The following is a 13,888-nucleotide window of genomic DNA, read 5'->3' as shown; positions in this document are numbered from 1 at the left end:
AACATGAGCGATGTCGATCAATATCCCGATATGCTACGAGAAGACGTCCGGCTTCTGTCCGAAGCAAACGGGACGTCGATGGAAGAGGCATTTTTCGCACGGGTTACCGATACGATAACCGGTTCAGGCGAGGTCGATACCCTAGAGTATTTTCACCATCGGGGCACACCGCAATCCGGTATCCGGGTGGACGGTTGGGGTGGCGACCCGCGCAAATCGAAGCAATTGACTCTTCTCGTTGTTGATCATGCTGACGATCCGAATGCGCCGACGTTGACTGGCACAGAATTGAACAACCAGTTCAAGCGGCCTCTCCGATATTTGAAGGCGGCCCTGGACGAGGATTGGCGAGATCGGCTCGAGGAGACATCGCCGGGATTCGAGTTAGCCGACATGATCGCAGCGCGTTGGTCAACGGTAAAGAAGATCCGGCTTCTCCTCCTCACCGACCGCAAACTCAGCAGCCGCGTCGATGGTCGTGAGATGACGGAGTTCTTAGAACGTCCGGTCAGTTACAGCGTTTGGGATGTGACCCGCCTCGAGCGTATCGAGAGTTCCGCGATGGGGCGCGAGGACATTATCGTGGAACTCGACCAGCATGGAGGCGCGATCCCTGTGCTTCCCGCTCATATGCCGGACTCCCCCTACGAGGCATATCTCGCCGCACTTCCCGGATCGGTTCTCGCCTCGATTTATGATCGATGGGAAGCTCGCCTTCTCGAACAGAACGTGCGCGTGTTTCTGCAAGCGCGCGGCAACGTAAACAAGGGCATTCGAAAGACGATCGAGGAAGATCCTTCCATGTTTTTCGCCTACAATAACGGGATCACGGCGACAGCCGAGGCTGTCGAGATCGAACATCGCAACGGCGTCCCATTAATGACCCGCCTGACGAATCTGCAGATTGTGAATGGAGGGCAGACCAGCGCATCCATCCACGCCGCTCTACGCGCCGGGACAGATCTGTCAAAGACGTTTGTCCAGATGAAGTTGTCCATCGTCGATGCGGAAAAGGCCGAAAAGATCGTGCCGGACATTTCCCGATATGCAAACAGTCAAAATCGGATCGCGGCAGCGGACTTCTTTTCCAATCACCCCTTCCACGTCCGAATCGAGGAAATATCGCGCCGGCTCTACGCCCCTGCGAAAGACGGCAATTTCACGCAGAGCCGATGGTTCTATGAACGCGCGCGCGGCCAGTTCGCAGACCGCCGCTCCCGCCTGACACCGGCTCAGCGGCGTAAGTTCGACCTCGAACATCCTAGGGCACAGCTCTTCACTAAGACCGATCTCGCCAAGGCCGAAATGGCATGGCGTGGCCGCCCTGAAATCGTGAGCCTCGGCGCGCAGAAGAACTTCGCCCATTTCGCGCACGCGATCGGCAAGGAATGGGACAAGAGCGATGAGGCTTTCTCGGAAGAGTGGTTCCGCAACGCGGTATCGAAGTTGATTTTCTTTCGCAAGACCGAACGGATCGTCTCGGATGCAGCCGGTTCATGGTATACCGGTGGCCTCCGCGCGAACACGGTTTGCTACGCGATATCGAAGCTTGTCCGTGACATCGAACAGCAGAAACAGTCGATCGACTTAAAGAAGATCTGGAATGCACAGGACCTACCCGACCCGCTGATCGATATTCTCGATCAATACGGAGAAGCCATGCACATGCATCTCCTGTCTCCTCCGACTGGTGGCAGTAATCCGACGGAATGGGCCAAACGGAAGGCGTGTGTCGAGGCCGCGATGGAAATCGAACTCGATTTCCGCAGCGACATTTCGGACTTTCTGATAGGCACTGCGGAACGTCGCGAAAGAGCTTCGGAAGGCCGTCGCGATCAACGCATGGTTGACGGAATTCAAGCGCAGGCAACAGTTGCAGAAATTGGATCACATGAATGGGCTTCTTTGCGGGACTGGGCACGCAGTTCCAGCATGCGTCTCACTCCCACCGAGAATGGTATCCTAGAGGCGGCTACACAGCTTCGGCTGCGACCTTTGTCAGAAGCGCAGTCGGTCAAGGCGATGGCAGTTATGGAGCGGGCGCGAGAGCAGGGATACGCACCCTCAAGAAAATGACGAAATGTGCAACGCTTGGTAGTTGAATCGCCGGGACGTATTGTTCCCTAGTCAGATGGTGCATCAAAGAGGGCATGCTTCTTAACCGGACTGAGTTTGTCCCGAACAAGTTCCTTATTAGTTGTTCATTGACCCGTTGATTGTGGCGCGGGATTTGCCGAAACGCGTTTCAGATATTGCTAGGACAATTGTTAGTTTGGCCGGTCAGTTTCTTGTGGACGACCTCCGAGTTGCGCCCCTCAAACGACGCAAAGGCGAACCTAAACAGATTGTAGACGCGGATCTCTCATTCTTAGCAGCCTCCTTCCTTCCGATCGCGTTCTCCCTCGCGTGGCCTTCGGCCTCTCTCGGTCCGATGAGCACCTCCCTTCGGTCGGCGCTCAGCCAAGTCACTTTCCTAGCTATAGAGTTCTGATTGCTGGCAACTCGTTCCCTTCCTCCAAGCGATAGAAAAGCATTACTACCCAAGTGCAGGTCGCATTAAGATGGCTTGAAAAGGAAGTAGCTGGTCACCTGCAGCGTTGCAGACAGGCCCCTGGCGGTTACCTAGATGTTCATGAACTCCCGAAACACAACGAATTTTTCGAAGTGCGTCTCCTCTGCGTTCATTTTCGTAATATACCGGATAACTCCAGCAGATTCAATGCTCTGGCAGTCAAAAGACCCCTGACGCACTAGGCTCAGCCAATGCATATTCCCGATCTCGGGCAAGCGCTCGGTGCGAGCGGCTCGTGCGGAAGACTCGATGTCTGGATCCACTTGCACAATCATGTGCCAGTGGGGGTTCACATCCAACTTTTCCGGGAAGGCAAACCATACCAGTCGCTCGTCCGGGCGCTTGCCCCACTTTGGCCCATTAATCTCGCGGTTTACACGTGCATCCCACTCTTTCAGCAACACACGCATTTGCGTATACCCCAAGGGTTGGTAATTAGATGCCAGCGTGATGAAGTGGGTGAAATCGTAGTCGAGCAATTTGGTGCGCAGCTCCCGGCGCATGCGCTGATGCAGGGAATGGCACCTGCTGCGGCCATTTTCGTCCCAAACTGCCCAGTCCTTCATGTATTTGGCTCCTTGGATGATTTTGTTCTAGATAAAATTATAGCAAGCTCGTTCTCGGGATGCGTAACCTCAGACAAAAAGTTTCCACATCCCGAGGTGCCGGAACTGACCGAGCAATCGGGAAACTCGCCAGACCTACTGAAGGGCTTTCTAGAAAGCACATTAGGTTACCGTCTGCAGGCACAGGTAGCAATCGTCCCCATGGACCAGACAACTGTCATGCTTTCGCAATCAAATTGGGTCACCTGAATTTTGCCAATCACAGAATGATACATGCACGCTGAGCGTGTTCAGCGTTTGGTTTGTTGTTCCACAATGCCAAATCGCTAATGGGAGTTTTGGACCATCCAAACGCTGTGGCGCCAGAACCCATCCCCTTTATCATGCGCCGGGAAACCTAGGACATCGATATTGTTGGGCTCTGGCGAACGGTCTAAAGCGAAGCGCTGAACCATTCCTCACTCACTTGAGTGATCGGGCCCATTGTTTGCGAGTCAGCACCCATCAGACAGATCCAGCTGTTGCTGGTCTCCATTTTTTCAAACCCGAATTGCCCCTTCGACTCACGCTCTGGCCGACCACAACAGAGCCGATAACTATGGCTGCTCCTATAGACTGAGTGAGGCTAAGCGTTTGTCCCAAGTATACCCAGCCGAGCACGACAGCTGTTACAGGACTCATCATGCCGAGCATCGAGACTGCACTGGGCTCCAGGCGCGCAATGCCACGAAACCAAAGCGCATAGGTTGCTGCAGCACCGATCAACCCAAGCCAAATAAGGCCGGCGACATTTGTCGCGCTGAGCGCAGGTAGAGGCGGCTCAAGGAACAGTGCGACTGGCAGCAGTATCAATCCACCGGCTGTTAATTGCCACGCTGTGAAACTCAGCGCCGAGACCGGAGGTTGCCATTTCCGGCTGAGAACAGTGCCAGCAGCCATTGACGCAGCTCCTCCCAAACCCGCTGCTATACCGATCCAATCAAGTTGTGCTTCTGGTCCGATCAGCAGCAGAGACACACCCATTACGCCAGTCGCTGCGGCGCCGAGCGCACCAAGTCGGATTGGGGTTCCCAACCATCCCCACGCCATCAAAATCACGATCATTGCTTGCAACGATCCCAGGGTGGCGGCCACACCACCGGGCAACCTATACGCAGCAACGAAGAGGAGCACCCAGAACAGAGCGAAATTGAGGCTGCCTAAAACGAAAACTCGACCGAGCCATTCGCGTGATGGAACACTGCGCGTCATTGCAAGCAGCAACAAGCCAGCAGGCAGAGCTCGTAACGCAGCCAGGGTAATCGGATAGCCAGCCGGGAGCGCTTCGGTAGTTACCAGATAAGTGCTTCCCCATACCGCTGGGGCGAGTGAGGTGAGTAGAATATCGGTTGAGCGTGACATGGTATGTCTCCCGGCTGAGGCGTTTGAGAATTTGAGTGAGACGTCAGAGGCGCGCGGGTTACGCTGCTTTCGCTTGGAGGTTTGATCCAACGAGGCACGCTGCAATACTTGCAACATGAGCGCCCTGGAACCGCGCTCCGGCTAGGTCGGTTTCAGTAGGTGTGCGGGAACCATCAGCACCGGCGATCGTTCCGGCACCATATGGTGCGCCGCCAATGATTTCTTCTGATGTAGTCTGGCCAGCAAATGTGTATGGCATTCCGGCAATCAGCATCCCAAAGTGTTGAAGAGGGACTTGCGTTGTCAGAAGGGTGGCCTCGTGCCCACCGTGTTGCGAACCTGTTGATGCAAAGACCGCCCCGACCTTACCAACCAGTGCGTTCCTTGCCCAAAGCCCTCCGGCCTGATCAAGGAAAGACTTCATTTGGCCAGCCATCATGCCAAATCGGGTCGGTGTTCCAATGATGATTGCATCATAGTTTTCCAGATCTGTCGGCAAGGCGGCAGGTGTATCATCTACGACATAGCCAGCCTGCTGGCGGACTTCCTCAGGGACAGTTTCGGGCACACGCCGAACGTCAACTTCGGTGCCGGGAACACTTCTGGCGCCTTCAGCTTCGGCATCGGCCAATGTGCGGACGTGGCCATAGCTTGAATAGTAGAGAACGAGAATACGTGACATAGGATACCTCTCAGGGCTGTGACTTGTTCCCTGAGAGAATGGAATTTGTTGCGCCGCCAATTAAGTCGCGCTCTTTGACATCACTCTTTACCTGTATTGAATAATGTCAGGACCTGAGAGCCAGACGCAGATGATCAAGAAAGGCTGTGACCTTTGCATCCATTCCCAAGCGAGATGCAGTAACGGCGAATACTTCCGGCGCGGGCAGTTCGTGGTCAGGAAGAACTCTCACCAAGGCCCCGCTAGCTTCAGGAGCATCAGAAACGAACTCGGGCAGAGTTCCGATGCCTTGCCCGGCTATCAGCAGATCACGCAAAACGAGGCTGTTACCAACCCTCACACGCGGATCAAGTTCCAATGATGTGACGCAGTTGGCAGCCGAGAGCTTCCAGCTCGTCAAATGATCAGCAAGCAAAAAGCCGATGATTGCGTGGTTTTTCAGATCCGCCGGCTGGGTCGGCGTCCCGCATCGCTCCAAATAGTCAGGAGACGCAAATATTCTTTGCCGCATCACGCCGATCCGTCGGGCAACAAGTGCCGAATCCGGCATGGCAGCACGGATACGTATCGATAGATCGAACCCGCCCTCGACCATATCGATCACCTTGTCGTCCATCGAAAGAGTAAATCGCAGATCGGGATAGGTTTCCAAGAACTCTGGAAGCATCGGTGCGATAACGGTTTGGCCGAAGGAACTTGACGCATTCACCCGAAGGTGCCCACGCATCGCTTTTGCACCTTCCCTGATGGTCTGTTCCGTTTTTTCGACAGCGTCGAGTATTCCAATTGCATCTTGGTAATAGAGACTGCCGGTGTCAGTCAGTGACATAGATCGGGTCGTTCTGGTGAGGAGGACGGTTCCCAGACTTTCTTCCAGAAGCTTGATTTCTCTGCTGAGAAGCGCAGGAGAAACACCAAGGTCTTCCGCCGCACGGGCAAAGCTGCCGCGTTCAACGATACGGCGAAAAGCTTGCATGACTGACAGTTTGTCCAAGTTATCACCCTTCGAAAAAGCTGCTTTTGATGTGTTACGCGATAGATCGGGTCTACGACATGCCCAAACTCACATTCTTTCAGGTCGAGCTGATCCAGTTCAATTCTGTTTGCGGAGCATCCATCACACCTGTGAACTTGAGCTCGGGAACAGTTTTCGGTTCTGAGAGCTCCTCCCTACAATCTCCCGTCACCAGCCTCCCTATTAGATTACCAGCTTTTAGGACGGACATAGCACTACTTGGCATATCTAGGCACAGTCAGCCTCTATACAGTGCAGCTCACTATTCACGACTAATCCCCCACTATTAGCAATCGTCGGTTTCTTCTCTCCGGAGTAGCTCAATACACTGCCTGGCATAGACCTGTGCTTACGCTCTCAATGTGGTTATCTCTCAGGAGCGTTGTGAGCAGGCCTGAGTTACGTCCGTTCACTTATGTGTGTGGGCAGTCTGGTCTGTGTTTCGTCGCTGTGCGCGCTTTTCTGGCCTGTTTTCGGATATGTGTTTTCTGAGAACCGTTGTTTTTATGGGTTTGTCTGGTTCAGTGGTTTACATTTTGGTCTGAAAAACCTGATTCCGGTCCAGATTTGTCAACTTAATGTAAACTTAGTGTAAACCTTTTGGCCTGATTTGAGGTGTTTTTAGGTCGAAAGGTTTACATTCCGTCGATCCCGGGAAGGCGAATGTAAACCTTTGTCAACCTTGTGCAGCCTCAGTTCAATCAGCGAGGGACCCGGCGAGGCAGGGTTCACCAGCCATTCCTCGCCGCAATCTCGAAAACCCATTCCATTTTTCTTTGTGAGGTCGACAAAGGCGCCTCAATAGCTGCACTCTCTGTAAGGTAGGTTCAGGATCTCTGCCGTTGCTCACGTCGCGCAGGAACCGCAACCAGGCGCGCTCATTCAATGTCAGGACATCTTTCTGGTCATACATGGCTCCTACCTCCCGAAGATAGTCTTGATCGCCGTCTCTGACCGGCTGGTCAGCCGAGGATCGGTGTTGTTGGAGGCCTTGCGTATTGCTTTCAGCCAGCCAAGTTCATTCGACGTGATAGGTTCTCCGAACACCTCGACGACTGCCTCGGCTGCAGTCAGGCCGATCGACTGCTCAATTGCGAGGCGCATAAGGTAGGCAGCGTCGCATTCCAGAGCTTTCGCCAAAGCCGGGACGCGATCCAATGCTACCTTGGAACCACCCTGCTTGATCATCGTGATCATGTTCGGGTTGACGTATCCCACCTGCGCCGCGATCTCGGCTTGGCTCTTGGTAGGTTTCAGTTCGAGCACCCTCCGTTCGACATACTTCGCCATCCGGGTGTCTCCATACGGTTTGTTTATCATCGCTATCCTCTCATAAGTGATGCAGCACGCGCTGCATGTCTTTGATATAGCGACGGTGAGAATGGGAAATTGCGGAGGGAAAAAATCAATCAACTAAAATGTTTAGCCGATTGGCAACGACTCATTCTAACTCGGCCCATCTATCCGGGCGGAAAAACAGCGGTCTTTTTCACTGTTCCATAGACAAAGCTGGTATCGATCGAAGCTATCCCACCGATCGGATGAATTCGGTGACGAATAAATTCCTCGTAGGCCTCGAGATCCGATACCAAAACCCGCAACTGATAGTCCATCGCCCCGGTCAACACGTGGCATTCAAGAACTTCATCAATCATCCGAACACGCTTTTCGAAGTTCTGAACGTCCGTTTCATTGTGTCGCTCTAACCGGATACGAACGAAGACGGTAATGGCCATCCCATACGCGGCAGCGTCAACGTCGGCGCTGTATCCCTTTATCACTCCGTTGGCTTCAAGGTTTTTGACCCGACGCAAACACGGTGAGGGAGACAGGTTCACTTCGTCGGCAAGATCCTGGTTCGTCATGCGCCCGTCCCGCTGCAGCGCTCGAATAATCTGCCTATCCTTAGCGTCCATTTCACCCTCTTTCTTGGCAGAATATGCCAATATCGCCGATCAAGTTGGCATATTTAGCAACCATTAGCTCAAAGTAAAGGCGCAAACTGGCTCCAACATGATTCAGGAGCTTGCAATGACTCGTTCAACCGGATTTGCCACCCGCGCCATTCACCACGCTTACAACCCACTGGAAAATGATGGTGCGCTGACACCACCGCTGCATTTGACGTCCACGTTTACCTTTGAAACCGCAGAGGCTGGTGGAGAGATGTTCGCCGGCGAGCGTGAAGGTCATATCTACAGCCGCATTTCGAACCCCACATGCGACCTTCTTGAACAACGCATTGCCGTGCTTGAGAGGGCCGAGGCCGGGTTAGCTCTATCAAGCGGCATGGGGGCGATCACGGCAGTGCTCTGGACGCTGCTGTCGCCAGGTGACGAAGTTATCGTGGACAAAACGCTTTATGGCTGCACCTTCGCCTTCATGCGCCACGGTTTGGCGAAATGGGGTGTTACGATCACGCATGTCGACATGACAGATCCTGAGAACTTGAAAGCGGCCGTTTCTGACAAAACCCGCGTTGTCTATTTCGAAACACCGGCCAATCCGAACATGCGCTTGGTGGACATCGCCGCCAGCGCAGAGATTGCGCATTCGGTCGGTGCGACGGTTGTCGTCGACAACACTTATGCCAGCCCGTATCTGACCCGCCCGATCGAGCATGGTGCAGATATCGTTCTGCACTCCGCTACCAAATACCTGGGCGGACATGGCGATGTTGTCGCCGGTCTGGTTGTCGGAACTGCCGAACAGATTGCTGAAATCCGCCTTGTTGGGATGAAGGACATGACAGGTGCAGTGATGGCTCCTTTCAACGCAATGTTGATCCTGCGAGGGCTGAAAACACTAAACCTACGTCTGGATCGTCACTGTGCGTCCGCCAAGGTCGCCGCGGAATTCCTCGAAGCGCACCCCGCCGTCGGTGAGGTTTATTTCCCCGGTCTTGAGAGTTTCGCCCAGCATGATGTCGCACAGCGCCAGATGTCCCAACCCGGCGCTATGATTGCATTTGAAATTAAGTCCGGCCTGTCCGGTGGGATTGAGTTCATGAACCGCCTGAACATGATTCAGCGCGCTGTGTCCTTGGGCGACGCGGAAACACTGATCCAGCACCCTGCATCTATGACGCATTCGACGTATACCCCAGAAGAGCGGGCCGAGCATGGGATCAGCGATGGCCTGATCCGCCTGTCCGTCGGGCTGGAGGATGTCGAAGATATCCTTGCAGACCTAGAACAGGCTTTGCCCTACCCTGCTCGCAGCGCCGCCTGAACCCGGAGACCGCCATGCACATTGATCCCACCCAACTGAAGATCGTCGAACAGCGCCTGCTGTGGTTGTCTCATTGGATGATCCACCATGCCAACCATGTCCGACCAAAGGTGGATGGGATCAAGATCGGTGGCCATCAGGCTTCGTCTGCTTCGATGGCGTCGATTATGACCGCGCTCTATTTCTCGGCCTTGCGTCCAGAAGACCGGGTTGCAGTCAAACCCCATGCCTCGCCAGTTTTTCACGCGATGCAATATCTCATGGGCAATCAAACGCGCGAGAAGATGGAGAATTTTCGCGGGTTCGGGGGTGTGCAAAGTTATCCCAGCCGGACCAAGGATATCGACGATGTTGATTTCTCGACCGGGTCAGTGGGTCTGGGTGTTGCGATCACCTCGTTTGCCTCGATCATTCAGGATTACATCAGGGTCAAAAGCTGGGGCTCAGACGCCCCAATGGGACGTATGGTGGCCCTCGTGGGCGATGCCGAACTGGACGAAGGCAACGTTTACGAGGCGTTGCAGGAAGGCTGGAAGAACGACCTGCGAAACACGTGGTGGATCATCGATTACAACCGACAGTCACTGGACGGTATCGTCCGGGAAGGGCTGTTCGAACGGATCGAGAAAATCTTCGATGCGTTCAGCTGGGATGTCGTGCGTGTCAAATATGGGGTTCTGCAACGCGCGGCCTTTGAAGAGCCCGGCGGCAACCGCCTGCGTGACTGGATCGATGCGTGTCCAAACCAGGACTACTCCGCTTTGACTTTCATGGGTGGCGCGAATTGGCGGCAGCGCCTCTTGGACGATCTGGGGGATCAGGGAGATGTGACCGCTCTGATCGAACGGCGCACGGACGCGGAGCTCGCGGCCCTGATGGAGAATCTCGGCGGCAACTGCGTCGAGACCATGGCCCAGACATTTGCCGCCATCGATCATGATCGCCCAACGTGCTTCCTAGCCTACACCGTCAAAGGATGGGGCACCCCCATTGCGGGCCACAAGGACAATCACGGCGGGCTGATGAACAATAGCCAGTTTGCCGCGTGGCAGTCGCATATGGGTGTGCCGAAGGGCGAAGAATGGGAGCCGCTTGCAACAGTGCAGGACCCAGAAAAGCTCAAGGATTTCCTTGCAAATACGCCTTTCTTTGCCAAGGGTCCGCGCCGCTATTTTGATGGCAAGCTGGAAGTGCCGCCAATCGAAATCGACACCAGCCGCGAAATCTCGACCCAGATGGCGTTTGGCAAGATCCTTGACGATCTGTCCAAAGGCGACGGCCCAATGGCCGAACGCATAGTGACGACCTCCCCAGATGTGACAGGCACGACAAGCCTTGGTCCTTGGGTGAACAGGCGCAAGCTATTTGCCCGATCCGAACAATCCGACGCCTTCATAGAACACCGGATCCCTTCGACGGCGAAATGGGAATTCACGCCCGAAGGGCAGCATATCGAGCTTGGTATCGCCGAAATGAACCTCATGTTGCTTCTGGGAGCGGCGGGCCTGTCGCATTCCCTGTTCGGTAAGCGGCTGATCCCAATTGGCACCGTCTATGATCCATTTGTCAGCCGCGGCCTCGATGCGCTGAATTACGCCTGTTATCAGGACGCGCGCTTCATGCTGGTTGGCACACCATCGGGCGTTACATTGGCCCCCGAAGGTGGAGCGCACCAATCCGTTGGAACACCGCTGATCGGGATGAGCCAAGACGGGCTGGCCGCTTTCGAACCCGCCTTTGCCGACGAATTGGCAGTGATCATGGAGTGGGCCTTTGATTACATGCAGCGCGACGGCGAAGGACAGCCCGACGAACGCACATGGCTGCGCGATGAAACTGGAGGGTCTGTTTACCTGCGCCTGACCACCAACCCGATTGAACAGCCCGGCAAACGTGTCGACGATGAGTTCCGCCATGGCGCCATCGATGGGGCCTATTGGCTACGAAAACCCGGGCCCAATTGCGAAGTTGTAATTGCCTATCAAGGAGCAGTCGCGCCGGAGGCAATTAAGGCCGCCGGTATGATTGGCGAAGGCCGTCGCGACATAGGTGTGTTGGCCGTGACATCGGCAGATCGCCTGAATGCCGGATGGACCGCCGCTCAACGAGCACGTTCGCGTGGTAATCGAGCGGCACGCTCTCACATCGAAACCCTGATGTCCGACCTTCCGCCACACTGCAAGCTTGTCACCGTTATCGATGGTCATCCTGCAACTCTATCCTGGCTCGGGGCAGTGCTTGGACATCAGACTATTCCCATGGGCGTCGAGCATTTTGGTCAGACCGGAACAATCGGCGATCTATATCGCCACCACTGCATTGACGCAGACGCTATTCTGGAGAAAGTGAATGGGCTGACCCATGGCAGGGCTCTTCACCGTGCATAATTGGGCTGGACCTGGGCAATAATGTAGAGAACAAACTAGCACTGAGCATAGACCAAGAAAACTAGCGGACCATGTAGACAGTGCTCTTAGGTTCAATGAACCTGCCGAACCTGAACTTGGCTGGTTTGATTGGCGATAACGCCCGGAAAACAGGGCTCCTTTGACTAAAAATCAATAACTTGGCCCTCTGCACCGGTCTTCGGGAGGCAGGGGTCGGAGGTTCGAATCCTCTCACTCCGACCAATAAAATCAATCAGTTAAATACGAATGAACTGCGCCGCCGCAGCAGCATACCCGGATTTTGTCCGGATTATTCTGTTTTCAGGGTCTGGTTTCCGAAGAAAAGTGAAAGAAAAACCGCTGAGGGGGCGGCCACCCACCTCAACGGTAATGCAAATTTATCTGCACGAACAGAATACCAAATTCGCAGCCGGTCCGCAATCGCGGGAGGCGCATATGTCTAGGCTCAATCGCTTTGAATGGCTCAAGGCCGTTCTGCAATGCGCTGACCTCAACTCGTCAACTAAGGTAGTTGCCTCAGCGCTTTCGGTACAGTTCGCCAACGACAGGACCGGCCAACTCAATCCCTCACTAAAAACGCTTGATGAGTTCCTGGTCGGAATGTCGCTAGCAACCATCAAACGCTGCCTCAAACAGCTTGTCGAGTTCGGTTGGCTGTTTCGAACTGAAGGGCGTGGCGCAGGCAATCACACAGAATACGACCTTCGCTCCCCAACAAAAATCATCCCGTTTCGCCGGAGGAAAAAGGATGCACCGATGAGCCTTTCAGAAGGGCGAAAGGGTTCGCCCGTGAGAGACAAAGGGCGCATGGGTGATCTTTCCTATATAAAGAAAGAACAATCCATAGAACAAAACCTCGCGCTTGAGCCGGATCTGCCGAATGGTGGGCCATCCGACTCGGCGCGCGTGGGCAGTGCGCAACCCGAATTCGTCTCGCGCCAATCTTTCGGCTGCCGCCAATGGGAGCAGTTCACCGAACGAATGTTTGGTGCTTGGATCGACCGGGTACTTCCTGAAGCCATCGAAAACAACGAGCGCGGCTACTGGCTCCCCGGCAGGTTCCCTCCAACGAACAAGAACGAGTGGCCCGTGTTGCGCAGCTGGCTCATCACCGAAGGCTGGACCCTGTTTGCACCATCGAAGCAGGAACTGTGCCATGCGGTCTGAGCAAAGAGCAAGGCGACCCATGTCATACGCTGGCGCTGCTGACACGGGACCTTGCGAGGGGTGGCAAGCCTCCCCTTCGAACCCCACCGGCGGAGGCACGCCGCCCGCCAAAGCGCCGCTCACCGAGACCTTCGTCTTTCGATGTAGCGTTGCTGAGAAGGCTGAGCTTCGCGCCAAAGCCGAAGCTGCCGGAGTGTCTGCCGCGACCCTCTTGCGCGAAGCCTTGGGTCTGACGGAAGCACGTCGTCGCAAGCCTGCGCCTCGCGTCGACCCCGCTCTGGTCCTGGCACTAGGGCGCATTGGCGGTAACCTCAACCAGGTTGCGCGGGTTGTGAATCGGGCGCTTCTGATTGGTCGGGTTGACATGGATACGCTGGCCGTCGCCCGACAACTGGTTGTGATTGAACGCCAGCTTACCAAGATCCTTGATGAGGCACGACAATGCTGATCAAGTTCTTTCCCAATGGCAAAGGCGCGGGTGCTGGTCCAGTTGGCTATCTCGTCACGCGTGAGGTCTTGGCCTATGACTCCAATCGCGATCTAATCCGCGATGCTGATGGCCAGCCCATGACGGTCATACGCGATCCTTTGCCTGAAGTGCTGCGCGGCGATTCCACCCGCACCGAGGCCCTGATCGACGCCAGTCGCAATCAGTGGACCTACCGCGCGGGCGTCATCAGCTTTGCCAGCGAGGACGCACCCACCGAAGCCCAGCAGGTCGAAGTCATGAACGCCTTTGAGCCTCCCCAACTGAACTGGTCCACCGTTATGTTTAGGAAACGGAGGACCACGAATGGCAAACAAGAGACCGAAGCCCGAAGAGATTGTCTCGAAGTTACGGCAGGT

Annotated in this window: 11 protein-coding genes and 1 pseudogene; 6 read left to right on the top strand and 6 right to left on the bottom strand. The window is 55.0% G+C overall.

Annotated elements, in window-relative coordinates; translation table 11 throughout:
* Positions 1–3: 3 nt before the first annotated feature.
* On the top strand, positions 4–2,076 hold the full coding sequence (locus ACR0MS_RS18850) for an AIPR family protein (protein ID WP_480577281.1): 2,073 nt from the start codon (positions 4–6) through the stop codon (positions 2,074–2,076).
* A gap of 546 nt (positions 2,077–2,622) precedes the next feature.
* On the opposite strand, the gene ACR0MS_RS18845 is transcribed toward ACR0MS_RS18850, so the two are convergent.
* The 6 genes from ACR0MS_RS18845 to ACR0MS_RS18820 all read right to left on the bottom strand — a co-directional run bounded on the left by ACR0MS_RS18845 (position 2,623) and on the right by ACR0MS_RS18820 (position 8,152).
* Complete coding sequence (locus ACR0MS_RS18845) at positions 2,623–3,138, bottom strand: hypothetical protein (protein WP_480577278.1); 516 nt, start codon at positions 3,136–3,138, stop codon at positions 2,623–2,625.
* 504 nt (positions 3,139–3,642) lie between these two features.
* The gene (locus ACR0MS_RS18840; RefSeq protein WP_480577274.1) at positions 3,643–4,539 is read right to left on the bottom strand and encodes an EamA family transporter; all 897 of its coding nucleotides are present in this window, start codon (positions 4,537–4,539) and stop codon (positions 3,643–3,645) included.
* A 58-nt stretch (positions 4,540–4,597) separates the two neighbouring features.
* On the bottom strand, positions 4,598–5,221 hold the full coding sequence (wrbA, locus tag ACR0MS_RS18835) for an NAD(P)H:quinone oxidoreductase (protein WP_480577271.1): 624 nt from the start codon (positions 5,219–5,221) through the stop codon (positions 4,598–4,600).
* A 106-nt stretch (positions 5,222–5,327) separates the two neighbouring features.
* Positions 5,328–6,215, bottom strand: coding sequence for a LysR family transcriptional regulator (locus ACR0MS_RS18830; protein ID WP_480577269.1), 888 nt, complete (start codon positions 6,213–6,215; stop codon positions 5,328–5,330).
* Positions 6,216–7,154: 939 nt separating this feature from the next.
* The gene (locus ACR0MS_RS18825; RefSeq protein WP_480577267.1) at positions 7,155–7,526 is read right to left on the bottom strand and encodes a helix-turn-helix domain-containing protein; all 372 of its coding nucleotides are present in this window, start codon (positions 7,524–7,526) and stop codon (positions 7,155–7,157) included.
* Positions 7,527–7,696: 170 nt separating this feature from the next.
* Positions 7,697–8,152, bottom strand: a complete 456-nt coding sequence (locus ACR0MS_RS18820; RefSeq protein WP_170554944.1) for an Lrp/AsnC family transcriptional regulator — start codon at positions 8,150–8,152, stop codon at positions 7,697–7,699.
* Positions 8,153–8,267: 115 nt separating this feature from the next.
* On the opposite strand from ACR0MS_RS18820, the gene ACR0MS_RS18815 reads away from it, so the two are divergent.
* From ACR0MS_RS18815 to ACR0MS_RS18795, 5 genes and pseudogenes are all read left to right on the top strand, one after another.
* Positions 8,268–9,467, top strand: a complete 1,200-nt coding sequence (locus tag ACR0MS_RS18815) for a methionine gamma-lyase (RefSeq protein ID WP_480577263.1) — start codon at positions 8,268–8,270, stop codon at positions 9,465–9,467.
* Positions 9,468–9,481: 14 nt separating this feature from the next.
* Positions 9,482–11,854: a transketolase gene (locus tag ACR0MS_RS18810; RefSeq protein WP_480577260.1), complete on the top strand. Its 2,373-nt coding sequence runs from the start codon at positions 9,482–9,484 to the stop codon at positions 11,852–11,854.
* Between the two features lie 267 nt (positions 11,855–12,121).
* Complete coding sequence (locus tag ACR0MS_RS18805) at positions 12,122–13,042, top strand: helix-turn-helix domain-containing protein (protein WP_058281560.1); 921 nt, start codon at positions 12,122–12,124, stop codon at positions 13,040–13,042.
* Positions 13,043–13,061: 19 nt separating this feature from the next.
* The gene (locus ACR0MS_RS18800) at positions 13,062–13,490 is read left to right on the top strand and encodes a plasmid mobilization protein (protein WP_082643591.1); all 429 of its coding nucleotides are present in this window, start codon (positions 13,062–13,064) and stop codon (positions 13,488–13,490) included.
* A pseudogene (locus ACR0MS_RS18795) lies at positions 13,484–13,888 on the top strand (hypothetical protein); the annotation flags it as partial. The gene ACR0MS_RS18800 and the pseudogene ACR0MS_RS18795, both read left to right, overlap by 7 nt.

The organism is Ruegeria sp. CJ2 (assembly GCF_056536745.1).
The sequence above is the reverse complement of the archived record's forward strand: the minus strand, read 5'-3'. Positions and strand labels throughout refer to the sequence as shown.